Here is a 26297-nt window from a genome sequence, read left to right as displayed (position 1 = left end):
TTCGGTGCTTATCCCTCGAGTTCGGCCCGCAGCAGCTGGTTCACGTCGCCCGGATCGGCGCTGCCGCCGGTCTTCTGCATGACCTGGCCGACGAGGAAGTTGATCGCGCCGTCGTCGCCCGACTCGTAGTCCTCGACGGCGCCGGGGTTCTCGTCGATCGCTTCCTCGACGGCCTGCTGGACTTCGTCCTCGTCGGTCTTGCCCAGCCCTTCCTCCTTGACGACCTCGTCGGGCGTGCGCCCATCGTCGAGCATCGACCGGAGGACGGTCTCGCGGGCGTTCTTCGCCGTGATCTCGTCCTCGGCGACGAGTTCGACGAGCCGCGTGACCTCCTCGAGGCGGCCCTCGATTTCGGTGATCTCCATGTCGCGGTAGTTGAGTTCGCCGAGCAGGTTGTCGGCGACCCACGTCGCCGCGAGGTCGGGGTCGAACTCCTGAGCGACGTTCTCGTAGAAGTCAGCGACCTGCTTGGTCGAGGTCAGTTTGGAGGCGGCCTCCTCGCTCAGGCCGTATTCCTCCTGGAACCGCTCGCGGCGGGCGGAGGGCAGTTCCGGAATCGCGATCTCCTCCTTCCAGTGGGAGACCCGCAGCGGCGGCAGGTCGGCCTCCTCGAAGTACCGATAGTCTTTCTCTTCTTCCTTCGAGCGCATCGAGACCGTGATGCCGCGGCTCTCGTCCCAGTGGCGGGTCTCCTGCTCGACCGCGCGGCCGCGCTGGATGGCGTTCTTCTGACGGGTCTCCTCGTAGGCCAGGGCCTTCTCGGCGCCCTTGTGGCTCGAGATGTTCTTGACCTCGGTGCGGTTGGCGGCCGCCAGCGCCTCCTCGCCGATCTGGTCGACGCCGTCGCCGTCGATTTCGTCCTCGGGGATGATCGAGAGGTTGGCGTCGATGCGGAGGCTACCGTCTCGCTCGGCGTTGAACACGCCCAGGTACTCGAGCACTTCCTCGAGTTCGGCGAGGAACGCGCGCACCTCGGAGGGGCTGCGGAAGTCCGGCGCCGTGACGATCTCCATCAGCGGCGTGCCGGCGCGGTTGTAGTCGACCAGGGTGTAGTCGGCGGTGTCGATCCCGCCGCCGACGTGCTGGAGGCTGCCCGGGTCCTCCTCTAAGTGGGCCCGTTCGATCGTCACCGAGCGGCGGGTCCCTTCGACGCTGATCTCGAGTTCGCCGTCGGCGCAGATCGGCTCGTCGTACTGGGTGATCTGGAAGTTCTTCGGCAGGTCGGGGTAGTAGTAGTTCTTCCGGTGGAAGCGGGTCTCCTCGGGGATGTCGGCGTCGATGGCCTTGCCGATCTTGACGGCGGCCTCGACGGCGGCCTCGTTGAGCACGGGCAGGGCACCCGGCAGGCCGAGACAGACCGGGCAGACGTTCTCGTTGGGCTCGTCGGTCGGCTCGGTCGAACAGCCACAGAAGATCTTCGTGTCGGTCTCCAGCTGGACGTGGACCTCGAGCCCGATGACGGTCACGAGGTCCTCCTGCTGGACGGTCTGGGCAGTCATTGGGCCTCGATTCGGGCTGGTGGGGGTAAAGCGTAACGACTGGCGGTCGGCGATGGCGGCCGCCGTTCTGCAGAACGTCTTCAGTCTGACTCCTCGAGCAGGTCGATCACGTTCTCCCGGCCGATTCGGAGTTTCTCGACCGTTCCCTCGTCGGCCATCCCCGAGACGACGCGCGAGGTCTTCGAGGCGGACCACTCGAGTTCCTCGGCGATCGCGGCCTGACGCATCCGGCCGTCGTTTCGCTCGAGAAGCTGGCGGACGCGGTCCTCGTCGGTGAGCAGGTCGGGGTCGACGTCGGCGTCTCCGGCGCCGTCGCCGTCAGTTGGCTCGCCGGGTGACGAACTGCCGGTATCAACCGGCCGATCTGGTTCGTCGATGTCGGTGGGCGTGCCGTCGCCGTCGCCCGGATCGGTCGCCGATCCGATCGCCGTCGGAACGCTCGAGCGGATCGACCGATCCGAGACGGCGACGAGGGCGACGCCGATGAGCACGAGTACGAGTACGGCGACGGACGCGACGCCGACCGTCGACGGTGAGAGCCACCGTACCGACTCGCCGGTCTCGCTGGCGCCCGTCGACCCCGACTCGGCGGGCTCGAACCGCACCGTCGGCTGCCGGTCGGCGAAGTCCTCCGGCCCCGTCCAGACGACCGTCCGCCCTTCGGTCTCGGTCGGCGGTGGCGACGTCGTCGCCGGCGCGTACCCGTCGGGCGGCACGACCTCGAGGTAGTCGCTCTCGCCGAGGTAGAGGCCGCCCTCGAACACATCGCCGACGACGACCGCGTCGTCCTCCACCGCGGCGAAGTTCGTCCACGTGACCGAGTAGGTGACGACGCCCCACCGCCGCGGCAGCTCCTGAATCGACGTCTCCGCGCGGAACGCCGACGCGGTCATGTTTCGACCGGTCGCCGCCGCCGCATCCGAGACGACGCCGGTCAGCCGCCGCTCGAACCGGTCGCGGTACGTCTCGCGCTCGGCGCGAAACTGCTCCTGAAAGGCGCGGTAGTCGTCGACCTCGGACTCGTTCTCGAGCCGCGTTCGAACCGCGATCGACCAGCGCGCGGTCCCGTTTGCCTCGAGTTCGACCCGCGTGACGGTCGCGTCGGCGTCGGGGAGTTCCTCGGCCGCGATCAAGGAGGTTCCATCATCGCTCGCTCCGTCCGAGTGGGCGAGTGCCGACGATGCGCCGATAGGACCGACCGCAGATAGTATAAGTAGTGCTACAAATGCCGCAGTCGCGGCGCGATCGAATACGGCTCTCACGGTGCTCCGCAGTTTTGAGAGCAGTCGTATAAGCGTACTGTCCTGGCGAACTGACTGACAGAAAATCGATGCAAATCGATGCAAATGGGAGATGTGCACCGTTGCAAACGGCGCAAATCGGTGCAAATCGGTCCGATGATCGACCCCGTTTATGGGGACGACGGATCGATGCGCAAGCGACGATGATTCGACGACTACTGATCGCTTTGCTGGCCGTACTGCTCTGTACGAGTGCATTCGGCCCTGCAGTCGTCGCCGGTGCCGGCGCGGCGACTCAGACGCAAGACGGATCGAGTACGAACAGCGTCCGCGTGACGACCGGCGCGCAGCTCTCGACGCTCGTTACCGCGACGAGCAACGAGGTGCGCACGGAGTTCGAAAACGCGGCGTTCGAGGAACGGCTTGAACGCAACGGCAGCGACGACGAGGCCCGCGCGGCTGCGATCGCCGACCGAGCGGCGACCCTCGAGGACCGGTCCGCGGCGCTGCAGGCCGAGTACGAGGACGCGACCGCGGCCTACGAGGCCGGCGACATCGACGAATCGACCTACGCCCAGCGGCTCGCGTCGCTGAACGCCCGCGCACAGGGCGTCGTCTCGAGTTACGATCGCCTCCTCGAGCGGGCCGACGACGTCTCGGCCGACGCGCTCGACGCGGCCAACGTGTCCGTGGCGGAACTGCGCGAGCAGCGCGACGAGGCCGACCGACTGACGAGTACGGGCACCGACGCGCTCCGCCGGCAGTTCACCGGCGAGGCGGAGGGCGAAGCCGAAATCGAGATCGAGACCGGCGGCATCTCGATCGAAGCCGAGACCGAGGACGGCGAGCGGAGCCGCGAGTTCGAGCGACCGCGCGACGGCGACGGCTCCCTGAACGTTTCTCAGGCCGACGCGCGCGAGGCCGCACTCGACGCGCTCTCGGCCGTCAACGGTAGCTGGACGCTCGAGGAGGCCTCGAGCGACGCCGACGACGGCGTCTACGAGTTCGAGTTCTCCCTCACCGGCGACGCGACCGGCGAGGCCGAGGTCAGCGTCGACGGCGAGACGGGAACCGTCTTCGCGCTCGAGGAGGAGATCGAGGTCCCTGAAGCCGACGAAGAGGACGAAGACGACGAGGACGACGGCGAAAAACCGGATATAGACGACGAACGCGAGGACGAGGACGAAGACGAAAGCGAAAACGAAACCGAGCGCGAGACCGACGACGAACGAGAGGACGACGACGGCGACGCGGCCCTCGAGACCGACGCTACCGTCGAGAACGGCACCGTGACGGTCACGGTGACGCAAAACGGCAGCGCGGTGTCGGGAGCCGACGTCGTCGCGAACGACGAGTCGGTCGGCACCACCGGCGCCGACGGCACCGTCTCGTTCGCCGCCCCCGACGATGCGGAGGAACTCGAGATCGACGTGACCGACGGCGACCTCGAGGCCGAACTCGAGATCGACCTCGAGGGCGCCGATCGGGACGCGGCGGAAGCCGACGAGGAACAGCCCGACGGCGATGACGGCGATGACGGCGACGTGGATGAGGACGACGAAGACGACGGCGAGGATAGCGACGACGAGGACGATGAATCGACCGACGAATCGGCGGACTGAACGCGGCCGATGGCTGCGTCGGTGTGCGTCGGGACTTCTCGCCGCGACGCTCGTCATGGCCGCCCTGACCGGCGGCGCCGCGGCGAGCGGCGGTACCGGCGCGACCCAGGACGCATCGACGTCAGAGTCGGCGTTCGTCGTCGCCCTCGAGGAGGGCGGTGACGCGACCGTGACCGTCCGGGTCGGCTTCGACCTGACGGACGAGGCGGACCGGGCGGCCTTCGAGGCGCTCCGCGAGAACGAAACGAAGCAGGATCAACTCGAGGCCAGAACCGAGCGGCGGTTCCGGGCGGTCGCCGCCGAAGCGGCCAACGCGACCGGCCGTGAGATGACGATCGAGTCCGTCCGTACATCGTTCGAGACGACCGACGGCGGCGACCGCGGCGTCGTCTCCGTGTCGGCTGACTGGCGCGGATTCGCGGCGACGGCGGACGGAACCCTCCGCGTGACCGAGCCGTTCGCCAGCGGGTTCACGGCGGAGCAGCCGGTCGTCCTCCGGTACCCTGACGGCTACGCGCTCGCCGAGGCCGACCCGACGCCGTCCGGGCGGACTGACGAGCGGGCGGTTTGGGACGCGAACACCTCCCTCGAGGGGTACGAGGCCGCGATCGCACCGACCGACGACGGAGGGGCCGACGGCGGCTCGGGCGATTCCCTGCCCGGTCCCGGCGTCGTCGGCTCGCTCGCCGCGATCGGCGGCGGCGTCTGGCTGCACCGCCGCCGATAGACGGATTCGCGAGTCCTGACCAGTTGGACCGCGATACAGTCACCGCCGTTCGCCGCGCTTTTTCGGTCCCCGCTGACTACCGCGCGGCCTCGAGTTCCTCGAGCGCCGCCGGGTTCTCGATGCTGCTCAGATCCCCGAGGTCGTCGCCGGTGTAGGTCGCCTCGATGGCACGACGGATGATTTTCCCCGACTGCGTTTTGGGGAACTCCTCGACGAACAGCACCTCGCGCGGGCGGAACGGCTTGCCCAGCTCGGCGCCCACCTGCTCGCGCAGTTCCTCGCGGAGGCCGTCGCTTGGCTCGTAGCCGTCCTCGAGGACGACGTAGGCGACGACCGCCGTGCCGGTCGTCTCGTCGGGGGCGCCGATCGCCGCGGCCTGATTGACGGCCTCGTGGTCGATCAGGGCGCCCTCCACCTCCGCCGGCCCCACCTTGCGGCCGGCGACGTTCAGGGCGTCGTCGGCGCGGCCGTGGAGGAACCAGAAGCCGTCTTCGTCCAGCTGGGCCCAGTCGCCGTGATCCCACAGGTCGTCCCATGTCGACCAGTACTCCCGGAGGTAGCGCTCGTCGCCCGACCAGAGCGACTTCGTCATCGAGGGACAGGAACTGCGGGCGACGAGGTAGCCCCGTTCGGTGTCGTCCGTCACGGAGTCGCCCTCCTCGTCGACGACGTCGACGTCCATCCCGAGCCCCGGTCCGCCCAGCGTGCAGGGTTTCAGCGGCTCGGTCGGCATCGGCATCAGGAAACAGCCGCAGATCTCGGTACCGCCGGAGATGTTGATGATCGGGCACTCGCCGTTCCCCACGTTCTCGTAGAACCAGCGCCAGGATTCGGGATCCCACGGCTCGCCCGTCGAGCCCAAGATGCGGAGCGAGGAGAGGTCGTAGTCCTCGAGCCACTCATCTCCGTGTTTTCGGAGCGCCCGGACGGCGGTCGGCGAGATACCAAACTGCGTGATCCCGTGCCGGTCGATCATCGACCAGAACCGGTCGGGGTCGGGATAGTCGGGCGCGCCCTCGTACATGAAGACCGTGCCGCCGAAGGTGTGGGTCCCGATTAGCGTCCACGGCCCCATCATCCAGCCGATGTCGGAGACCCAGAAGAACCGGTCGGCGGGTTTCAGATCCATCCCGAAGTAGACCTCCTTCGCGCACTGGACCTGCACGCCCGCGTGGGTCTGGACGATCCCCTTCGGTTTCCCGGTCGTCCCCGACGAATAGAGGAGCATCGACTCGTGGCTCGAGGGCAGCAATTTCGTCTCGTAGGCGTCGTCCCGCATCTCGACCGCCGCGTCCCACCACTCGTCGCGGTCGTCGGTCCAAGGGATCTCGTGTTCGTTTCGCGGCTCGCTCGAGCCCAACCTGTCGAAGACGATCGCGTGCTCGACGTCGCCCGCCTGTTCGATCGCCCTGTCGGCCGTCGACTTGAGGAAGACCGGATCGCCGCGCCGGTAGAACCCGTCGCCGGTGAACAGCACCGAGCACTCGGCGTCCTCGAGCCGCGTTGCGACCGCGTCGACGCCGAACCCGGAGAAAATCGGCACCGCGATCGCGCCGACCTTGAGACACCCGTAGAGGATGGACACGACCTCGGGGACCATGGGCATGTAGAGGCCGACGGTGTCACCCGTCTCGACCCCCCGTTCCTCGAGGGCGTTCGCGACCTGATTCGCCTGCCGGTGGAGTTCGTGGTAGGTCATTTCGCGGACCTCGCCGCCCTCGCCCTCCCAGATTGTCGCGACCGTATTCCGGCGCTCCTCGTCGACTGCGGCGTGGCGGTCGACGACGTTGCGGGCGACGTTGAGTTCGCCGCCGACGTACCAGTCGGTGAACTGCGGGCCGTCGCTGTCGTCCCGTACCGCGTCGTACGGCTCGTCGAACTCGATACCGAGATAGTCGACCACCTCGTCCCAGAACCACTCGAGCCCCGACTGTTCGATCCCCTCGAGATCGGTCGTCGTTCGCTCGATCAGTTCGTCGTAGTCGTCGATCCCGTACTCCTGCATGAACGCGTAGACGTTTGTGGACTCGACGAACTCGGGATCGGGCTCGTGGACGATTTCGTCGACGGCCTCGAGGCTGACGTCGGTGGCGGCGTCGGTGTTCTCGGACATGGGTCTAACGTTGTGTGTTCATCACACGCAACCATCAAACGCGGGGTCGAACCCGGCGAACCGATGAAAATCCCCCGTCCGCCGGCTATCCGCGCTTCGAATCGCGGCCGCCCTCCGTTCACCCCTGTTCATCTGACAGGGAACGTATCATTGTCTGACGTACGTTTATGGTTCCCGGTGCCGGCCTAGCGGATATGTCGAACAACCGCGTCGAGCAGCTCGAATCGACGGTCGCGGAACTCGAGTCGACGGTAGAGGGACTCACGGACGAGCTCATCGAAGCGAAAGAGCGCATCCGCGTCCTCGAGGCGGAGCTCGATGCCGAAACGCCCACGCGCGTCCCCGAGCGGCGGAGCGACAAGACGGCGACGAACGGGAGCGACGCCGAGACGACGGAAGCGGCGCCCGACGAGGTCGCCGAGGCGACCGCCGACGCCGCCAACGTCGACGCCGAAACGGACGCCGACGAGGACCCCTCCGGCGACGAAGCGGAAGACTCAGGTACCGACGACATCATTATCGCGTAACTGCACGATCGGAGCGCCGTCAGGCGACTAGGGGCCGATCCCCGGCCCCGTCTCTCTCCGTCGCTATCGCCGCCCGCGGCGCCGACTATCGCGAAACGGAGGTCTCGAGAAGGGAATGCACATCAAGGCAGTCGTTCTGGACAACTTCAAGAGCTTCGGCCGGAAGACGAAGATCCCGTTCTACGAGGATTTCACCGTCGTCACCGGCCCGAACGGCTCCGGGAAGTCCAACATCATCGATTCGATTCTCTTCGCGCTCGGACTCGCCCGCACCCGCGGGATCCGCGCGGAGAAGCTAACCGACCTCATCTACAACCCTGGCCACGAGGACGGCTCGTCCTCCGGCGGGCCCCGAGAGGCGACCGTGGAGGTCGTCCTCGACAACAGCGACGGCACCCTCGACCGCTCGCAGGTCGTCAACGCCGCCGGCAGCGACGACGTCGGCGACGTCGACGAGATCCGCATCCGCCGCCGGGTGAAAGAGACCGAGGACAACTACTACTCGTACTACTACCTGAACGACCGCTCGGTCAACCTCTCGGACATTCAGGACCTGCTCGCGCAGGCCGGCGTCACGCCCGAGGGGTACAACGTCGTCATGCAGGGCGACGTCACCGAGATCATCAACATGACGCCCCACGCCCGCCGGGAGATCATCGACGAGATCGCCGGCGTGGCGGAGTTCGACGCCAAGAAGGAGGACGCCTTCGAGGAACTCGAGACGGTCGAGGAGCGGATCGACGAGGCCGAACTCCGCATCGAGGAGAAGCGCGACCGCCTCGAGCAACTCGAGGACGAGCGCCGCACCGCCCTCCGGTACCGCCGGCTGCGCGACGAGAAGGAGGAGTACGAGGGCTACAAGAAGGCCAGCGAACTCGAAGAGAAGCGCGAGGAACTCGCCGCCGCGGAGGAAAAGGTCGACGACCTCGCCGAGGAACTCGAGGACCTCCAGCGGGAACTCGACGAGCGGCAGGGCAAGGTCGTCCGCCTGCAGGAGGACCTCGAGGACTTAAACGCCGAAATCGAGCGCAAGGGCGAGGACGAGCAACTGCGCATCAAAAGCGAGATCGAGGAGATCAAAGGCGACATCTCGCGGCTCGAGGACAAGATCGAAGCCAGCGAGGAGGCCATCGAGGAAGCCGAGTCCAAGCGCCGCGAGGCGTTCGTCCAGATCGACCGCAAGCAGGAGGAGATCGAGGAGCTCGAGGACGAGATGCGCGAGCACAAACTCGAGAAGGCCTCGATCAAGACCGAGATTCAGGAGCGCGAGCAGGAGAAGCAGCAACTCGAGGCCGAGATCGAAGCCGTCGACACCGAGTTCGACGAGCTCAAGGCCGACCTCGCCGAGCGCAAGGAAGAACTCGAGGAGGCCAAAACCGAGAAGAACGACCTCCAGCGCGAGCAGGATCGCCTGCTCGACGAGGCTCGGCGGCGCTCGAACGAGATCAGCGAGAAGGAGCAAACGATCGAGGACCGGCGCGAGGAGATTCCGGAACTCGAGAGCCGCAAGAGCGACCTCGAGCGCGAACTGGAGAAGGCCGAGAAGAACCGCGCGAACATCGCGGGCGTCGTCGACGACCTGAAAGACGAGAAGCGCCGCATCCAGTCCGACATCGACGACCTGGACGACAAGATCCAGGCGAAACAGCAGGAGTACGCCGAACTCGAGGCCAACGCCGGCGAGAGCGGCGACTCCTCGTTCGGTCGGTCGGTGACGACGATCCTCAACTCGGGAATCGACGGCGTCCACGGCGCGGTCGCCCAGCTGGGCAACGTGTCCGGCGAGTACGCCGTGGCCTGCGAAACCGCCGCGGGCGGCCGGCTCGCGAACGTAGTCGTCGACGACGACGTGGTCGGCCAGCAGTGTATCGAGCACCTCAAGTCCCGCAACGCGGGCCGTGCGACCTTCCTGCCGCTGACGGACATGAGCCAGCGGCGGCTGCCGTCGGCGCCCAGCGACCCGGGCGTCGTCGACTTCGCGTACAACCTCGTCGACTTCGACGACCAGTACGCCGGCGTCTTCTCGTACGTGCTCGGCGACACGCTCGTCGTCGAGGACATCGAGACCGCCCGCTCGTACATGGGCGACTACCGGATGGTCACGCTCGACGGCGACCTCGTCGAAAAGAGCGGCGCGATGACCGGCGGCTCCGGCAGCGGCTCCCGCTACTCCTTTACCGGCGGCGGCGAAGGTCAACTCGAGCGCGTCGCCAAGCAGATCACCGATCTGCAGGAGGAGCGCGAGTCGCTGCGCGAGGACCTGCGGGGCGTCGAGGAACGGCTCGACGACGCTCGCGACCGCAAGACCGACGCGGCCGACGAGGTCCGCTCGATCGAGAGCGAGATCGAGAGCCTCGAGGAGAAACGCGAGTCTATCGAGGACGAGATCGAGACGCTCGAGACTGAACTCGAGGACCTGCGCGAGGAACGGGAATCGGTCGACGAGCGGATGAACGAGATTTCTGGCGAGATCGACGAGAAGACGTCCGAGATCGAGGAGATCCAGTCGGACATCGACGAACTCGAGGCCGAACTCGAGGACTCGAAGATCCCGGAACTCACCGAGCAGATCGAGGAGTTAGAGAGCGAGATCGACGAACGAGAATCGCAGATCGACGAGATCGACGGGACGCTCAACGAGCTCGAACTCGAGAAGGAGTACGCTGAGGACGCCATCGAGGACCTCCACGACGACATCGAGGCGGCCCAGAACAAGAAGGCCGAGCACGAGGACCGCATCGCAGAGTGCGAGGCGACGATCGAGGAGAAGGAGGCCGAACTCGAGGACAAGCGCGAGGCCGTCGAGGAACTCGAGGAAGAGCTCGCCGAGCTCAAGGAGGACCGCAACGAGCTCCGCGAGGACCTCGAGGACGCGCGGACGAAACGCGACCAGCAGCAGGACCGCGTCAACGCCGTCGAGAGCAAACTCGAGAGCAAGCGCGAGCGCGTCCAGGATCTCGAGTGGGAGATCGAGGGCCTCGAATCGGAGGTCGGCGACTACGACCCCGAGGACGTGCCGGATCACGACACCGTCCTCGAGATGATCGAGCTGCTCGAGAGCGACATGGAGGCGATGGAGCCGGTCAACATGCTCGCGATCGACGAGTACGACGAGGTCCGCGAGGACCTCGAAGAACTCGAGGACGCGAAGGCGACGCTCGTCGAGGAGGCAGAAGGAATCCGCGACCGGATCGAGCAGTACGAGACCCGCAAGAAGGAGACGTTCATGGAGGCCTACGAGGCGATCTCCGCGCACTTCACGGAGATCTTCGAGAAGCTCTCCGAAGGAACGGGCACGCTGCACCTCGAGAACGAGGCGGATCCCTTCGACGGCGGGCTGACGATGAAGGCCCAGCCGGGCGACAAGCCGATCCAGCGGCTGGACGCGATGTCCGGCGGGGAGAAGTCCCTGACCGCCCTCGCGTTCATTTTCGCGATCCAGCGGCACAACCCGGCGCCGTTCTACGCGTTAGACGAGGTCGACGCCTTCCTCGACGCCGTCAACGCCGAGCGGATCGGCGAGATGGTCGAGGAGCTGGCCGATCAGGCGCAGTTCGTCGTCGTCTCGCACCGCTCGGCGATGCTCGACCGCTCCCAGCGGGCGATCGGCGTCACGATGCAACAGGACAACGTGAGCGCGGTGACGGGCATCGATCTGAGCAGCGAGGGCGACGGCGAAAGCGAGGAGGTGCCCGCGGGTGACTAGGGAGGAGCCCGAGGAGCCGACGGCGACGACGGGCTCCGCCGAAACGCCGAGCGGGGAGTGTACCGACCCGCGAGGCAGCGAGTCGTCGGACGAGCCGCAGGACGGCGGGACGTCGCACGAGGAGTTCTACCGCGAGGTCCGAACCGACGGCGGAGACGACATCCCGCTGAATATCGCCGGCCACGAGGATCGTGAAAGACCCGGTTCGGACGGCTCAAATGACTCGAGCGGTGGCGACGGCGCCGACGAGACGGTCCTCGAGTTCTCGGAGTCCGGCGACGAACGCGACGAAGACGGCTCGACGGACGGCGACGACGCGGACGACGACGAGGACGAAGTCGAACCCGTCGAACTCCTGGTCCAACTCGCCGAGAACGGCGAGATCGACCCCTGGGACATCGACGTCGTCCGCGTCACCGACAAGTTCCTCGAGGCGATCGAGGACGCCGACCTGCGAACCTCGGGCCGGGCGCTCTTTTACGCGAGCGTCCTCTTGCGGATGAAAAGCGACGAACTGTTCGCGCCCGACGAACCCGAGGAGGAGGAACTGCCGCCGTGGGAGGCCCCCTTCGCGGACGAGGGGCCGATGGACGGCGCCGAGGGCGGCGACGACGACGGCGGCCACCCGCCTGGCTTCGACCCCGTCGAGAACCTCGAGAACGAGATGGAGCGGCGCCTCGAGCGCAAGCACGCCCGCGGGAAGCCCGAGACGCTGGACGAGTTGGTACGGGAACTGCGCAGCGCCGAGCGGGACAGCTGGTGGAAGGAATCCCGAAGCTACGACACCAGCGACTCGCCGCAGGGGTACGACCGGGGCGTGCAGGAGCTGAGCTACCACTCGGAGGACCAGTTCCGCGTCGACGACGAGCCGACCAGCGACGACGTCACGCACACGACCCACGAGGAGGACATCGAGACCGTCATCGACGACGTCGAAGCGGCGCTCGAGGAACAGTACGAGCGAGGCCGCGAGGAGGTGCTGTACGCCGAAATCGACGTAGTCGGCGGCTCGCGCGTGATGACCTACCTCGCCCTGCTCTTTCTCGCCCACCGCGGCCGGATCGAACTCGAGCAGGACGAACTGTTCGGCGACCTCTGGATCCGGCGGGCGACGCTCGAGGCGGAGCCGGACGAAGCGGTCGCGGACTGACGGCGGGTGCGCCGTCGCCGTGACGATTTTCCGCTCCGAGCGGCGTTGCGTTCGTTTCGCACGGAGCCTCGCGTCCGGCGTCCTGCGAGATGTTTGGTTGCCCGCGTGGTCACCGCGGGCGATTCGAAACGCGAATCCGTTGCCGTCGGTTGTCACCGACTCTATTTCGCCATCGTCTATAAGGGGGAGTGGCGGAGTGTCTTCGGCAGAAACCAATGGCGACCGAAACACAGCCGGCGCACGATATCGAACCGGAAGCGGACGCGGATCTCGCTTCGTTCTGGCGACACGCCTTTACCACGCTCGTCGAGACGTTCCCCGAACCGGCCTTTATCGTCGACGATGACGGCTACATCACGGACTGGAACGCCGGCGCGGAGGATCTCACCGGCTACCCGCCCGAGCAGGTCGTCGGCCAGCACGCGTACGACGTCTTCGGGACCGAAGGGCAGGACGAAACGCTCGCCGAAGAGGTCCTCCGCACCGGTCGGGTCATCCGCGAGGACGACATTCGGTCCGCGGAGACCGCCGACGGCGAGCTGGCGCACGCTCGAGCGCTCGGCGTGCCGATCACGACGCCGGCCGGCGAGGTCGTCGGCGCCGTCGAGGTTCTCACGCGGGTGACGACGCTCGTCGAGCAGCGAGAGCAGATCCAGCACCTGCAGGAGCAGATGAGCGACGAGGTCGAGGGCGCCGTCGACGAGCTTCAGGCGTCGACGTCGAACGTCGCCGAAAACTCGCGGGCGATCAGCGACCTCGCGGCGGACCAGTCCGAGAGCCTCGCGGACGTGCAGGACGAGGTGTCGACGTTCAGCGCGACCGTCGAGGAGATCGCCTCCAGCGCGGAGGAGGTCAGCAGTCAGAGCGAACAGGCGCGAACCCTCTCCGAGGAGTCAGTCGAGACGGCCCAGGACACGCTCGAGACGATGGACGACGTCGCCGCGGAGGCGGACGACGTCGCCGCGGACGCGACGGAGTTGGCCGAGCGGATCGACGAGATAGACGACATCGTCGAGGTCATCAACGACATCGCCGACCGGACCAACCTGCTGGCGCTCAACGCGAACATCGAGGCGGCCCACAGCGACGCCTCGAGCGACGGGTTCGCCGTCGTCGCCAACGAGATCAAGAGCCTCGCCGAGCAGTCCAAGGAGCGCGCCGACGAGATCGAACGGATCGTCACGGAGGTCCGCGAGACCACGCTCGAGACGGTCGACAGCGTGGAGGCGACGAACGAGGAGATCGGAAGCGTCGTCGCCGACATCGAGACCGTCGTCGAAAACCAGCGGGACATCCTCTCTGCGATCGAGGACACCGATCAGGGGATCGCCGAGATCGCCACGGCGACCGACCAGCAGGCCGCGAGCGCGGAGGAGATCGCGACGATGGTCGATTCGGTCGCCGAGCGCGGGGACGAGGTGGCGGACTCGGTGCAGGACGTCGCCGCCGCGACCGACCAGCAGACGGCGATGGTCGAGAACATCGAAGCGAGCATCGAGTCCCTCGAGCGGGACATCGAGGACGTGCTCGACTGAACGCGCTCGTCTTTGCGGTATCGAGACGGACCGGTCGACGAGTCAGTCGAGGTAATCGCCGGCCAGCAGGTCGATGCGCTCACGAGTGTCTTCGGGAATCGCCTCCGTCGGCGTGTTGATCGTCCCCTCGAGCGCATTCCAGGCCTTACTCTCGAAGTCGTCGGGCATCGTGCGGATGGCGTGCTCGACGACCTCGTTGATCGCGTCCTGGTTGGCCTCTGCGTTCGCGAGGACCTCCTCGAGGGTGACTTCGTTGTCCTCCTTCCAGACGTCGTAGTCGGTGACGCCGGCGACGGTCGCGTAGCTCAGTTCGGCCTCGCGGGCGAGTTTGGCCTCCGGAATGGCGGTCATGCCGACGACGTCCCAGCCCTGATCGCGGTAGAACTCGCTCTCCGCGCGGGTGGAGTACTGGGGGCCTTCGATGCAGACGTAGGTGCCGCCCTTCTCGGTCTTCGTGTCGTCGTCGGTCGCCTCCGCGGCGGCGGTCGAGAGGTGGTCGACCATCTCCGGACAGTAGGGGTCGGCAAAGCCCATGTGGACGACCATCCCGTCGCCGAAGAAGGAGGGCTGGCGGTGCTTAGTGCGGTCGAAGATCTGGTCGGGGACGACCAGCGTCCGCGGCGGCAGGTCCTCGCGGAGGCTGCCGACCGCGTTCGTCGCGATGACCCGGTCGACGCCGACGGACTTGAGCGCGTAGATGTTCGCCCGGTAGGATGCGTCGGTCGGCGCGTGCTGGTGGTCCTCGCCGTGCCGGGGCAGGAACGCGACCTCCTTCCCGGCGAGTTCGCCGAGGGTGACCGCGTCGCTGGGTTCGCCGTAGGGCGTCGATACCTCCTCCTTGCGGGTGTTCTCGAGGGGCAGCGCCTCGTAGATGCCGCTGCCGCCGATGACTCCGATCGTCATGCTTCCTAGTGGGTCGACCGGGATTCAAATATCGGCCGATTCGATCGCCGGCCTCGAGTGACGGCTACCGGTTCTCCCCGGTTATTGATCATCGATATCACATCTCACGAGCGGTCAAGTGGTCAGATCGATAGAGTACGGGTATGTCGTCCGGCCGAGTCTCGGACGAGGGGAACCTGACCGACGGCCCCCTCGTCCGGCCGATGTTCGAGTTGGCGTGGCCGCTGGTCGTCATCCAGTTGCTGCAGGTCGCCTACAACGTCGGCGACACCTTCTGGCTGGGCGCGCTGTCGCCCGACGCCGTCGGCGCGATCAGCCTCGCCTTTCCGCTCCTCTTCTTGCTGATCGCGGTCGGGGGCGGCTTCACGACCGCCGGCGCGATCCTGGTCGCCCAGCACACCGGCGCCGAGAGCGGCGAGGGCGGGTTGATCGCCGGACAGACGATCTCGTTCGTCTCGCTGGTCGCGATCGGCCTCGGCCTGTTGGGCTACGTCGCGACCGAGCCGATGCTGGCCGTCCTCCCCGCCGACGCCGACACGCAGGCCGAGATCATTCCGCTGGCCGCCGAGTACCTGCGGGTCTTCTTCCTCGGTCTGCCGTTCGTATTCGGCTTCTTCGTGTTCGTCTCGCTCATGCGGGGCTACGGCAACACCCGCGCGCCGATGCGCGTGATGTTCGTCAGCGTCCTGATCAACGTCGCCATCGACCCGCTGCTGATCTTCGGCGTCGGGCCGCTGCCGCGCCTCGAGATGGCCGGCGCCGCGCTGGCGACCGCCTTCTCGAGAGCGATCGCGACGGCGATCGGCTTCTACCTGCTGTACTACACCGACGTCGGCCCCGACATCCGGCCCGACCACCTCCGGCCGCGGCTGGAATACGTCCGGAAGATCGTCCGGCTTGGCGTGCCCACGTCTCTCGAGCAGTCGATGACGGCGCTGGCGCTGACGGGGATGACGGCGATGGTCGTCACGTTCCCGCCGCCGGTCGTCGCGGCCTACGGGCTGGGAAACCGGCTGATCTCGCTGGCTTTCCTCCCCGCGCTGGGGATGGGGCAGGCGATGGACTCGATCGTCGGCCAGAACCTGGGCGCCGACCGACCGGATCGGGCCGAGCGGGCAGTCCGGCTCGGCGCGGGCGTCGTCGCGGCGATCATGGCCGTCGCGGGGCTGTTCGCCTTCCTCTTTCCGGAGCCGTTCGTCTCGGTGTTCGTCACGGCCGAGGAGGCGGGCCGCGCGGCGACGATCGCGTACGGCTCGACGTACCTCCGGTTCGCCGCGTTCGGCTTCGTCTTCATGGGCGTCCTGCAGGTGGTCCAGGGGGCGTTTCGTGGCGCGGGCAACACGAAGACGGCGCTGGCCTTCGCCGTTTTCGGCCTCTGGATCGTCCGGATCCCCCTCGCCTACGCGCTGATCTTCCTCGCTGACTGGGGGACGACCGGCATCTGGACGGCCGTCGTCCTCGGCGACGTCGCCGGCGCGATCGCCGCCGCGGCGTGGTTCACGCGCGGGACGTGGAAGGAAGCGATCGTCGACGACGGGGGCGGTGCCGAGGAGGCCGACGCCGAGAGCCCGCCGGACCAGGCTGAGGCCGACAGCGAACCCGTCGCCGAGTAACGGGGCGGACCGGACCGTCACGCCAGGCGACGGCTACGGACCACCGTTATTGTCCTCGAGCGCGCACGTCCGGTGTGGCATCGTCATCGGACGCCCGGGGGGACGAATCGCGGTGTACGCTGTGCGGGCGCCCGGTCTCGGAGCCGGCCGGCCCCGTCGAGTCGGCGTCGGGTGCGGACGACGCGACCGGTACCTACTGCTCGAGCGGCTGTCGCGAGATCGATGCGACGCTCGACCGGCCCGCGGAATCCGCCGCCGGCGACGGCGCCCACGGCGACGGCGCACCGCTCGAGGCGGCCGCCTCGAGGACCGAGTCAGGCGACGACGACCTCGAGCGCACCTTCTTCCGCGTCGACGGCATGCACTCGGCGACCTGCGAGTCGTTCCTCGAGTCGGTCGCGGAGAAACGGGACGGCGTCGCGGACGCGGCGGCGAGTTACGTCACCGAGTCCGTTCGGGTCGACCACGATCCCGAGCGAATCTCGAAGGCCGACCTGCGGGACGCGCTGAGTACCGTCGGCTACACGGCTTACCTCCGGGAGGAGGCGACGGCCGACGACGACGCCGGCACCACCCGCCGCGCGCGGGAGATGTCGGGGCTGCGCAAGCGCCGCAGCGAGGACTTCCTTGAGGTCCGGTACATCGCCGGGATCGTCTTCGGCTCGTTCCTGCTGTTGCCCTACGCCGCCGTGTTCTACCCGGTGTTCCTCGCGGCCTACACCGACTGGGGGCCGCTGCGCTACTACGACACCGCCTTCACGGGCTTCGACAACCTCCTCTTTCTGCCGCTGTTTTTCGTCGTCACCGGCATTGTCCTCTACCTGACCGGCCTCCCGCTGTTGCGGGGCGCGTACGTCAGCCTGAAACTGCGCCGGCCGAACACGCAACTGCTTGCCGCGCTGACGATCGTCAGCGCGTACGTCTACGGCACGCTCTCGTTTCTGCTCGGTCGGATCGACCTCTACTACGACCTGACGATCGCCGTCGCCGCCCTCGTCATGGCCGCGATCTACGCCGAGGCGACGGTCAAACGACGGGCGACCGAACGGCTCACCGACCTCACCGTCTCGCAGGTGGAGACGGCCCGCGTGCTCGAGGCCGACGGCGGAACGGCCTCGGTCCCCGTCGCGGACCTCGAGCCGGACGACCGCGTGCTCGTCCGCGAGGGCGAGCGCGTGCCCGTCGACGGCGTGCTGGCCGACAGCGCGTGTACGGTCGACGAGGCGGTCGTCACCGGCGAGTCGCTCCCGGTCGCGAAGGCGCCGGGCGACGACGTGATCGGCGGCTCGGTCGTCACCGACGGCGCGGCGGTCGTCGACGTCGGGCCGGAGACGGAAAGCAGCATCGAGCGCCTGACGGAGGTCGTCTGGAACCTCCAGAGCGCAACCCACGGCGTGCAACGGCGCGCCGACGCGCTCGCGGCCCGACTCGCGCCGCTGGTTCTGGGCGCCGCGGTCGTCGTCGGCGCCGTGCAGTTCGTCCGGGTCGGCGACCCCGCGACCGCCTCGCTGGCCGCACTGCTGACGATCATGGTCGCGAGCCCGTGGGCGCTCGGCCTCGCGACGCCGGCCTCGGTCGCCGCCAACATCCGGGACGCGATGGCACAGGGAATCGTCGTCTTCGACGAGACCGTCTTCGAGCGGCTCCGCGACGTCGACGTCGTCGTCTTCGACAAGACCGGAACGCTCACGACCGGCCAGATGTCGGTCCTCGAGGCCGACGCGCCCGACGACCTGCTGTCGGCCGCGGCGGCGCTCGAGCGGCGAGCGTCCCACCCGGCGGCGACGGCGATCGCGGCGGCGTTCGGGGCGGACGTCGATTCGAGTACCGACGCCGACGAACCGCGCCGCACCGACGGGGGCGTCTCGACCCTCGAGGTCCGCGACTTCGAGAACCACGGCACCGGCGTCTCGGGGCGCGTCGACGGCGACGCGGTCCTCGTGGGCCACCCGGACCTCTTTCGAGAGCGCGACTGGCCCCTCGGCGCCGACCTCGAGGAGCGGCTCGAGCGCGCCCGCGAGGCGGGACACCTGCCGATCGGCGTCGGCCGAAACGGGGGCGCGGACGGGCTCGTCGTGGTCGGGGACGAGCCCAGGGACGACTGGGACGAGACCGTGACGAGTCTCCACGAGAACGGCGTCGAGATCGTCGTCCTCACGGGCGACGAGCGGGCGGCGACCGAGTTCTTCCGCAGCCACGAGGGCGTCGACCGCGTGTTCGCGGGCGTCCCGCCCGCGGGGAAGACTGAAGCGGTCCGGCGCCTCGCACGCGAGGGACGGGTCGCGATGGTCGGCGACGGGACAAACGACGCGCCCGCGCTGGCCGAGGCCGACCTCGGTATCTCGCTCGGCAGCGGCACCGCGCTGGCCTCGGACGCGTCGGACCTCGCGATCGTCGAGGACGACCTGTCCGCGGTCGAGCGCGCCTTCCGGCTGGCGGCAGCGGCGCGGCGACGCGTCAGGCGAAACCTCGCGCTGGCGCTGGTCTACAATGCGATCGCGATCCCGGTCGCCGCGCTGGGGCTATTGAATCCGCTGTTCGCGATCGCGGCCGTCGCCGTCGGTGCGCTCTGTATCGGGGCGAACGTGTCGTGGCCGCTGCTCGACGACTCGTAGACGGCGAAATCGACGGCAGAACGGACGACTCCGCGCCGGCGCTTACTCGACCAGTTTCCACTCGCCCGGACCGCTTCCCTCGATGACGTCCCGGCGTTCCATCTCCGAGAGGACCTCCGGAATCCGGTTCGGCTGGGCGATCTCCATCTCGATGCGGTCGACGCCGTGGAACTCCGCGAGGTAGTGTCGGATGTCCTCCTGCGTGAACGACTCCTGGTCGGCCTGCTCCATGACCCCCGAGATCAGGTCGATCATGTCCTCGATGAAGTTCCACGGGTAGACGATCCAGGTCCAGTCCTCGAGTTGCTCGCCGACGTAGTCGGGTTCGAACTCGCTGGTCTGGAGCAGCTGCAGCGTCGCCGTCCGAACTTCGCCGGCGCCGCGGTCGTCGACGTACTCGTAGGCGCGCTTGATCGAGCCGCCGGTGTCGGCGATGTCGTCGATGATGAGCACGTCCTTGTCCTCGACGCTGCCCTCCGGCATCGGGTACCGAACCGTGGGCTCGCCCGATTTCTCGGCGGTGCCGACGTAGTGTTCCATCTTCAGGCTCGTCAGGTCGTCCAGCCCGAGGAAGTCGCAGAGACACCGGCCCGCGAACCAGCCGCCCCGGGCCAGCGCGACGATGACGTCCGGTTCGAACTCGTCGCGGCGTACGTCGTCGCTGACGTCGCGACAGAGGCTGTAAATGTACTCCCAGTTCGTGATCGTACAGTCGAAATCGTCCGGTAAGTCGGACATCTAGTGGCCACCTACTCGAGTGACCGGGCGGGAACCTCATAAGTGGGCTGAATACGGTCCGCCGATCGCCGCCCGTACCCGATACAATAGCACCTAGCTATAGCCGTCGAAAACGCGACCGGTGCCGATCTCCGATGACGCGACCGAGTCGATGATGGTGGCTCTCGCGGCGGACCGATCGCGACGCTCGAGTAGCGTACCGTCTCCGGAAGGCGAGACGGTGAACGCTCCGCGGCGGATCGGTCGTACGACCAGCCCGTTTTCCGCAAATTCTATGATACGTGGTATCAGACATCATTGAGTTAGTTTCATCTACTACTGGCGCGTAATAGATCGTGAGTCTCTCGAAGAGACCGGCGGAACGGGCCTCGGTATCGGGAGGCTCAGGGGGTTCACCATGGTATCGTCAGCAATGAAAGCGGAAATGGAAGAGTACCTCGGGCGGGTTCCGAGTTGGATCGAGGCGCTCCCGGAACCGGCTGCGGACCACTGCTGGAAGACGGTTCGCGATCTGCAGTTGGGGGAGACCGAACTCGCGCAACGGGAGAAGGCGCTCGTCGGTCTCGGGGCGGCGGCGGCCATTCAGTGTCCGTACTGCGTCCACTTCCACACGGAGGAAGCGAAACTTGAGGACGCGACGGACGAGGAACTGGCCGAAGCGATCGCGGTCGCGAGCGACGTCCGGTTCTTCTCGTCGGTGCTCCACGGGGCGGAGGTCGACCACGAGACGTTCGTCTCCGAGACCGCCGACATCGTCGAGCACGTCGAGGACCAACGGATGCAGGCGGCGGGCGACGACTGATCTGCTATCCGACCGCGACATTTCTTTTACCGTCGATTGGCCGACTGCGACGCCGTTTTATACGCATCGTGTCTGAACGACGCTGTCATCCGCCGCTCGAGATGGTTGGGGTAGCTATTTATAACCCGATAATATAACCTAGTTATCGATGGCGAACACCCAGATCGCCGCCGCCCGAAACGGCACGGTCACCGAGGAGATGGAGCGCGTCGCCGAGCGCGAGAACCGCGACCCCGAATTCGTTCGCGAGCAGGTCGCCGAGGGGCAGGCCGTCATCCCGGCCAACCGGAACCACGACGCCCTCGACGCGATGATCATCGGCCGCGAGTTCGCGACGAAGGTCAACGCCAACATCGGCAACAGCGAGACGACCAGCGACCTCGAGACGGAACTCGAGAAGCTCCACACCGCGGTCCACTACGGCGCGGATACGGTGATGGACCTCGGCACGGGCAGCGACTTGGACGAGATCCGCGAGACTCACATCGAGCACTCCCCGGTGCCGATTGGGACGGTGCCGCTGTACGAGGCGGTCAAGCAGGCGGGGAGTCCCGAGGAGATTACGACGGACTTGCTGCTCGAAATCATCGCGAAACAGGCCGCACAGGGCGTCGACTACATGACGATCCACGCCGGCATCCTCGCCGAGCACCTGCCGCTGACCGACGGCCGGAAGACCGGCATCGTCTCGCGGGGCGGCTCGATCATGGCCTCGTGGATGGAAGCCCACGGCGAGCAGAACCCGCTGTTTCAGGTCTACGACGAGATCTGCGAGATCTTCGCCGAGCACGACGTCACCTTCAGCCTCGGGGACAGCCTCCGGCCGGGCTGTCTGGCCGACGCCTGCGACGAGGCCCAGTACGCCGAACTCGACACGCTCGGTGAGTTGACCCGCCGCGCCTGGGAGTACGACGTTCAGGTGATGGTCGAAGGCCCGGGCCACGTCCCGATGCACAAGGTCGCAGAGAACGTGCGGCGCCAGCAGGAGGTCTGCGACGGCGCGCCGTTCTACGTGCTCGGGCCGCTCGTGACCGATATCGCGCCCGGCTACGACCACATCACCAGCGCCATCGGCGCCGCGATGGCCGCGCAAGCCGGCGCGGCGATGCTCTGTTACGTCACGCCGAAGGAGCACCTCGGTCTCCCCGAGGAGGAAGACGTCCGCAACGGTCTCGCGGCCTACCGGATCGCCGCCCACGCGGGCGACGTCGGGAGCGAGCGGCCCGGCGCGCGCGACTGGGACGACGCCCTCTCGGAGGCCCGCTACGACTTCGACTGGCGCGAGCAGTTCCGCCTCGCGCTCGATCCCGACCGCGCTCGAGACTACCACGACCAGACGCTGCCGGAGGACAACTACAAGGAGGCCCGCTTCTGCTCGATGTGCGGCGCCGAGTTCTGCTCGATGCGGATCGACCAGGACGCGCGCGCCGACGGCGAGATGGAAGAACTGGACGCGAGGACGGACCTCGAGGCCTCGCCGGCCGCCGAGGTGAACCTGCCGCCGGTCGGGACGCACGAGTCCGGCGAGTTGCCGCCGCTCGAGGACTGCGCGGAGTATCCGGCGGAGTCGGCGGACGACGACTGAGGCGGGCACGCGGTTCTATGTAGCGCGGGCCGCTAGTGGAACGTGACCATGGCCACGGAACTGCTCTCGACGCCGACGCTGTCCTGCGCGGAGTGCGGCGAGCCGATCGAGGATGCGGGCTACGTGCCCGCCGACGAACGCGGCGACGGCTACGAGCCGATCGCCGACGCGGCGGTCTGCGACGCCTGCGGGTTCAACGAGATCGGCATGATGGGCTGTGCGCCTGAACTCGGCGACGTGATCGATCCCGAGCCGGACCGCGTCCTGTTGTACGTCCGCGTAACCGACGCCGGCGACGGGCTCGAAGTAGTGAGCGCGAAGGACTGACGGACGCGACGGAGGTCGAGAGGCGAAACTCGAGGCGAGGACCGAGGATTCATACCGCGCTCGACCGACCGACCTCGTATGGAGACGACGCGAATCGTGCAGGTCGACGCCTTCACCGACGAACCGCTTTCCGGCAACCCCGCCGGCGTCGTGCCGGACGCGGACGGGCTCACGGACGGGCAGATGCAGTCGATCGCCGCCGAGATGGCCGTCAGCGAGACGGCCTTCCTGCGCTCGAGCGACGACCCCGAAGCCGACCGGCGCGTTCGCTACTTCACCCCCACGCAGGAGGTCGATCTCTGCGGCCACGCGACCATCGGCTCCTTCGCGCACCTCCACGACGAAGGGCTCGAGCCAGGGACGACGACTCTCGAGACGAACGTCGGCGTCCTCGAGATCGAGGTCGACGAGGACGGCACGGTCTGGATGACCCAGGACGAGCCCCGGATTCGCGAGGTCGACGTCGGCTACGACCATGTCGCCGACGCACTCGGCGTGAGTCAGGCCGCGCTCGAGGGTGCCAGCGACGACATTCCGCTCGCGGTCTCCTCGACCGGCCTCCCCTTCTTGATCGTGCCGATCACCTACCTCTCGGATCTGGGCGACGCCGATCCCGACATGCAGGCGGTCGAGGAACTCGCCGAGTCGGTCGACGCCACGGGGATCTACCTCTTTACCTTCGACGCGCTCGGGCGAGACTCGACGCTGCACGGCCGGATGTTCGCGCCCGGCGCGGGCGTCCCCGAGGATCCCGTTACGGGCACCGCCAGCGGCGCCGTCGCGGCCTACCTCGACCGCTTCGGCGCGTTCGACGACGACTTCCCGGAGGAACTGCGACTCGAGCAGGGCCACTACGTCGACCGGCCGGGGCTGGTGCGCGTCCGCCTCGAGGGCGGCGTACGCGTCGGCGGTCGCGGCGTGACCGCGCTGGACGGGACCATCGCCGTCCCCGATATCGAGGCGGACGACATCCTCGAGGCCTGACGGCCGCGTACACCGATAGCGATCGGTTTCGTATTGATAACCTGATTACATAGTCGTTCGAAACCGGCAGTAATAGCCACTCTGTGGCGGCGATTCACTCGATCTCGAGTTGTTATCCGTGACGATCGTTCGCAACCTTCATTAGCCGTTCCGATGACCACGCAGATACAGATGGCTGTACTCTGGCTGGACGAGATCGACGCCGGCGATCTCGAGCGGGTCGGCGGTAAAGGCGCTTCTCTCGGGGAACTCACGGGTGCGGGGCTCCCCGTCCCGCCGGGCTTCGTCGTGACGGCGGGAACCTACCGCTCGTTCATCGAGGAAGCGGGCATCGACGAGGAGCTGTTCGCGGCCGTCGACGTCGACGTCGACGACTCGAGCGCCCTCGGCGAGGCCGCCGACCGCGCGCAGGAACTCATCCTCGAGACGCCGTTCCCCGACGACCTCCGCGAGGAGATCCTCGCGTCGTATCGAGAGGTCGGCGACGGGGAGGCGTTCGTCGCCGTACGCTCGTCTGCCACCGCCGAAGACCTGCCCGACGCTTCCTTCGCCGGGCAACAGGAAACGTTCCTCAACGTCACCGAGGAGGATCTGCTCGATCGCGTCCGGGAGTGTTGGGCCTCCCTCTTTACCCAGCGGGCGATCTACTACCGCCAGGAGCAGGGGTTCGACCACTCCGCAGTCAACATCGCCGTCGTCGTCCAGCAGATGGTCGACGCCGAGAAGTCCGGCGTCATGTTCACCAGCCACCCCTCGACCGGCGATCCGACGATGATCATCGAGGCCGCGTGGGGGCTGGGCGAAGCCGTCGTCTCCGGCTCCGTCTCGCCGGACAACTACGTCGTCTCCCGCGACGATCGCTCGGTCGACGTCACCGTCGCCGAGAAGAAGGTGATGCACGTCAAGGACGAGGAGACCGGCGAGACCGTCGAACGGCCGGTCCCCGACGAGAAGCAGACCGAACGCGTCATCGACGACGAGGAGATCGACGCCCTGGTCGAGCTCGGCGAACGCGTCGAGGACCACTACGACGAGCCCCAGGACGTCGAGTGGGCCATCGTCGACGGCGACGTCTACATGCTCCAGTCGCGGCCGATCACCACGATCGACGAGGGTGACGCCACGGAGGCGGCCGACCCCATCGAAGACACCGTCGACGCCGCGCAGTCGAAGGGCGTCACCGACGGCAGCGGCGGCGTCCAGACCGCAGGGAGTGGCGGTAACGGCGCCGACAGCGGGGCGGCCGGCGAGGTCATCGTCGACGGGCTCGGCTCGAGCCCGGGCACCGTCAGCGGGGCCGCGCGGATCGTCACGAAGCTCGACGACCTCGACAAGGTCGGCGAGGGCGACATCATCGTCACCGAGATGACGATGCCCGACATGGTGCCGGCGATGAAACGCGCCTCCGGGATCGTCACCGACGAGGGCGGCATGACCAGCCACGCCGCCATCGTCTCCCGGGAACTCGGCGTCCCCGCGGTCGTCGGCACGACCAACGCCACCTCGGTCCTCGAGGACGGCCAGGTCGTCACGCTCGACGGCGACAAGGGTCAAGTGCTGGAGGGCAAGAGCGTCGAACCCGAGGAGGAGACCGAACCCGTCGAGGAGGTCCGCCCGCAGTCGCCGGTCAAGCCGATGACCGCGACCGAGGTGAAGGTCAACGTCTCCATCCCCGAGGCCGCCGAGCGCGCGGCCGCGACCGGCGCCGACGGCGTCGGCCTGCTGCGGATGGAGCACATGATCCTCTCGCTGAACCAGACGCCGGCGAAGTTCATCGAGGAGAACGGCGAGGACGCCTACATCAACGAACTCGTCCAAGGGATCCGCCACGTCGCCGACGAGTTCTACCCCCGCCCCGTCCGTACCCGGACGCTGGACGCGCCGACCGACGAGTTCCGCCAACTCGAGGGCGGCGAGGACGAGCCGAACGAGCACAACCCGATGCTGGGCTACCGTGGCATCCGGCGCTCGCTCGACCGGCCGGAGGTCTTCGCCCACGAACTCGAGGCGTTCCGGCGGCTCTACGAGATGGGTTACGACAACGTCGAGATGATGTTCCCGCTGGTCAACGACGCGGAGGACGTCTACCGGGTCAAGCAACTCATGCAGGAGGCCGGCATCGACCCGGACAAGCGCAAGTGGGGCGTGATGATCGAGACGCCCGCCTCGGCGCTGGCCGTCGAGGAGATGGCCAAGACGGGGATCGACTTCGCCTCCTTCGGCACGAACGACCTCACCCAGTACACGCTCGCGGTCGACCGCAACAACGAGAACGTGGCCGACCGGTTCGACGAGCTACACCCCTCCGTGCTGCGGCTGATCGGCGACGTCATCGAGACCTGCCGCGAGCACGACGTCGATACGAGCATCTGCGGCCAGGCCGGCTCGAAGCCGGAGATGGTCCAGTTCCTCGTCAACGAGGGCGTCAGCTCCATCTCGGCGAACATCGACGCCGTCCGCGACGTTCAACACGAGGTCAAACGCGTCGAGCAGAAGCTGCTGCTCGAGTCGGTTCGCTGACCGCCACGAGCGTCGGCGTCGCGGTTCAGTACGCTCATTTTGCTGCTCGAGGCCGTGTGAGGCCGTGCGGTTCGTTCCGTTCTTCCGGCT

Annotated in this window: 18 protein-coding genes; 13 read left to right on the top strand and 5 right to left on the bottom strand. The window is 67.5% G+C overall.

Annotated features, from left to right (window positions below):
* Positions 1-8: 8 nt before the first annotated feature.
* Both gatB and ACYQ26_RS18570 read right to left on the bottom strand, forming a co-directional pair.
* Entirely contained in the window at positions 9-1499 is a 1491-nt protein-coding gene (gene gatB / locus ACYQ26_RS18575) for an Asp-tRNA(Asn)/Glu-tRNA(Gln) amidotransferase subunit GatB (RefSeq protein WP_459810371.1), read from the bottom strand.
* An 80-nt stretch (positions 1500-1579) separates the two neighbouring features.
* Positions 1580-2632 (bottom strand): DUF7345 domain-containing protein, encoded by a 1053-nt coding sequence (locus ACYQ26_RS18570; RefSeq protein WP_459810370.1) that lies wholly within the window; start codon positions 2630-2632, stop codon positions 1580-1582.
* A gap of 311 nt (positions 2633-2943) precedes the next feature.
* On the opposite strand from ACYQ26_RS18570, the gene ACYQ26_RS18565 reads away from it, so the two are divergent.
* Positions 2944-4362, top strand: a complete 1419-nt coding sequence (locus ACYQ26_RS18565; protein ID WP_459810369.1) for a DUF7096 domain-containing protein — start codon at positions 2944-2946, stop codon at positions 4360-4362.
* A 55-nt stretch (positions 4363-4417) separates the two neighbouring features.
* Positions 4418-5089, top strand: a complete 672-nt coding sequence (locus ACYQ26_RS18560; RefSeq protein ID WP_459810368.1) for a DUF7345 domain-containing protein — start codon at positions 4418-4420, stop codon at positions 5087-5089.
* Positions 5090-5165: 76 nt separating this feature from the next.
* Here ACYQ26_RS18560 and ACYQ26_RS18555 read toward each other — a convergent pair whose 3' ends face one another.
* A complete protein-coding gene (locus tag ACYQ26_RS18555) occupies positions 5166-7202 on the bottom strand; it encodes an AMP-binding protein (protein ID WP_459810367.1) in 2037 nt (678 codons plus the stop codon).
* A 194-nt stretch (positions 7203-7396) separates the two neighbouring features.
* Between ACYQ26_RS18555 and ACYQ26_RS18550 the strand changes: the two genes are divergently transcribed.
* The 4 genes from ACYQ26_RS18550 (at position 7397) to ACYQ26_RS18535 (ending at position 14120) form a co-directional block, all read left to right on the top strand.
* Positions 7397-7729 (top strand): DUF7518 family protein, encoded by a 333-nt coding sequence (locus ACYQ26_RS18550; protein ID WP_459810366.1) that lies wholly within the window; start codon positions 7397-7399, stop codon positions 7727-7729.
* Positions 7730-7844: 115 nt separating this feature from the next.
* Complete coding sequence (gene smc / locus ACYQ26_RS18545; protein WP_459810365.1) at positions 7845-11435, top strand: chromosome segregation protein SMC; 3591 nt, start codon at positions 7845-7847, stop codon at positions 11433-11435.
* Complete coding sequence (locus tag ACYQ26_RS18540) at positions 11428-12585, top strand: segregation/condensation protein A (RefSeq protein WP_459810364.1); 1158 nt, start codon at positions 11428-11430, stop codon at positions 12583-12585. The genes smc and ACYQ26_RS18540 overlap by 8 nt, the downstream gene beginning before the upstream one ends.
* Positions 12586-12800: 215 nt before the next feature.
* Positions 12801-14120 carry a methyl-accepting chemotaxis protein gene (locus ACYQ26_RS18535; protein ID WP_459810363.1) on the top strand — a complete coding sequence of 440 codons (1320 nt, stop codon included), beginning with the start codon at positions 12801-12803 and terminating at the stop codon, positions 14118-14120.
* A 42-nt stretch (positions 14121-14162) separates the two neighbouring features.
* Here the strand turns inward: ACYQ26_RS18535 and mtnP are convergent, their stop codons facing one another.
* Positions 14163-15023, bottom strand: coding sequence for an S-methyl-5'-thioadenosine phosphorylase (gene mtnP, locus ACYQ26_RS18530; protein WP_459810362.1), 861 nt, complete (start codon positions 15021-15023; stop codon positions 14163-14165).
* 143 nt (positions 15024-15166) lie between these two features.
* Here mtnP and ACYQ26_RS18525 point away from each other — a divergent pair, with 143 nt between their 5' ends.
* Positions 15167-16636, top strand: coding sequence for an MATE family efflux transporter (locus ACYQ26_RS18525; RefSeq protein WP_459810361.1), 1470 nt, complete (start codon positions 15167-15169; stop codon positions 16634-16636).
* 74 nt (positions 16637-16710) lie between these two features.
* The gene (locus tag ACYQ26_RS18520; RefSeq protein WP_459810360.1) at positions 16711-19251 is read left to right on the top strand and encodes a heavy metal translocating P-type ATPase; all 2541 of its coding nucleotides are present in this window, start codon (positions 16711-16713) and stop codon (positions 19249-19251) included.
* Between the two features lie 42 nt (positions 19252-19293).
* On the opposite strand, the gene ACYQ26_RS18515 is transcribed toward ACYQ26_RS18520, so the two are convergent.
* The gene (locus ACYQ26_RS18515) at positions 19294-19989 is read right to left on the bottom strand and encodes a phosphoribosyltransferase (protein ID WP_459810359.1); all 696 of its coding nucleotides are present in this window, start codon (positions 19987-19989) and stop codon (positions 19294-19296) included.
* Positions 19990-20386: 397 nt separating this feature from the next.
* On the opposite strand from ACYQ26_RS18515, the gene ACYQ26_RS18510 reads away from it, so the two are divergent.
* The 5 genes from ACYQ26_RS18510 (at position 20387) to ppsA (ending at position 26207) form a co-directional block, all read left to right on the top strand.
* Positions 20387-20791: a carboxymuconolactone decarboxylase family protein gene (locus tag ACYQ26_RS18510; protein WP_459810358.1), complete on the top strand. Its 405-nt coding sequence runs from the start codon at positions 20387-20389 to the stop codon at positions 20789-20791.
* Between the two features lie 148 nt (positions 20792-20939).
* Entirely contained in the window at positions 20940-22376 is a 1437-nt protein-coding gene (gene thiC / locus ACYQ26_RS18505) for a phosphomethylpyrimidine synthase ThiC (RefSeq protein WP_459810357.1), read from the top strand.
* Between the two features lie 48 nt (positions 22377-22424).
* The gene (locus ACYQ26_RS18500) at positions 22425-22703 is read left to right on the top strand and encodes a hypothetical protein (protein WP_459810356.1); all 279 of its coding nucleotides are present in this window, start codon (positions 22425-22427) and stop codon (positions 22701-22703) included.
* A 78-nt stretch (positions 22704-22781) separates the two neighbouring features.
* A complete protein-coding gene (locus ACYQ26_RS18495; RefSeq protein WP_459810355.1) occupies positions 22782-23687 on the top strand; it encodes a PhzF family phenazine biosynthesis protein in 906 nt (301 codons plus the stop codon).
* Positions 23688-23858: 171 nt separating this feature from the next.
* Positions 23859-26207, top strand: a complete 2349-nt coding sequence (gene ppsA / locus ACYQ26_RS18490; protein WP_459810354.1) for a phosphoenolpyruvate synthase — start codon at positions 23859-23861, stop codon at positions 26205-26207.
* Positions 26208-26297: the final 90 nt, after the last annotated feature.

The organism is Halopiger thermotolerans (assembly GCF_054654555.1).
This window is presented reverse-complemented; position numbering and strand designations above follow the sequence as displayed.

Excerpts from the sequence above, each read along its gene's own strand:
- ACYQ26_RS18550 (WP_459810366.1), top strand. The coding sequence starts at position 7,397 with ATGTCGAACAACCGCGTCGAGCAGCTCGAATCGACGGTCGCGGAACTC.
- ACYQ26_RS18560 (WP_459810368.1), top strand. The coding sequence starts at position 4,418 with ATGGCCGCCCTGACCGGCGGCGCCGCGGCGAGCGGCGGTACCGGCGCG.
- gatB (WP_459810371.1), bottom strand. The coding sequence starts at position 1,499 with ATGACTGCCCAGACCGTCCAGCAGGAGGACCTCGTGACCGTCATCGGG.
- ppsA (WP_459810354.1), top strand. The coding sequence starts at position 23,859 with ATGGCTGTACTCTGGCTGGACGAGATCGACGCCGGCGATCTCGAGCGG.
- ACYQ26_RS18565 (WP_459810369.1), top strand. The coding sequence starts at position 2,944 with ATGATTCGACGACTACTGATCGCTTTGCTGGCCGTACTGCTCTGTACG.
- ACYQ26_RS18495 (WP_459810355.1), top strand. The coding sequence starts at position 22,782 with ATGGAGACGACGCGAATCGTGCAGGTCGACGCCTTCACCGACGAACCG.
- ACYQ26_RS18515 (WP_459810359.1), bottom strand. The coding sequence starts at position 19,989 with ATGTCCGACTTACCGGACGATTTCGACTGTACGATCACGAACTGGGAG.
- thiC (WP_459810357.1), top strand. The coding sequence starts at position 20,940 with ATGGCGAACACCCAGATCGCCGCCGCCCGAAACGGCACGGTCACCGAG.
- smc (WP_459810365.1), top strand. The coding sequence starts at position 7,845 with ATGCACATCAAGGCAGTCGTTCTGGACAACTTCAAGAGCTTCGGCCGG.
- ACYQ26_RS18500 (WP_459810356.1), top strand. The coding sequence starts at position 22,425 with ATGGCCACGGAACTGCTCTCGACGCCGACGCTGTCCTGCGCGGAGTGC.
- mtnP (WP_459810362.1), bottom strand. The coding sequence starts at position 15,023 with ATGACGATCGGAGTCATCGGCGGCAGCGGCATCTACGAGGCGCTGCCC.
- ACYQ26_RS18535 (WP_459810363.1), top strand. The coding sequence starts at position 12,801 with ATGGCGACCGAAACACAGCCGGCGCACGATATCGAACCGGAAGCGGAC.
- ACYQ26_RS18525 (WP_459810361.1), top strand. The coding sequence starts at position 15,167 with ATGTCGTCCGGCCGAGTCTCGGACGAGGGGAACCTGACCGACGGCCCC.
- ACYQ26_RS18555 (WP_459810367.1), bottom strand. The coding sequence starts at position 7,202 with ATGTCCGAGAACACCGACGCCGCCACCGACGTCAGCCTCGAGGCCGTC.
- ACYQ26_RS18510 (WP_459810358.1), top strand. The coding sequence starts at position 20,387 with ATGGTATCGTCAGCAATGAAAGCGGAAATGGAAGAGTACCTCGGGCGG.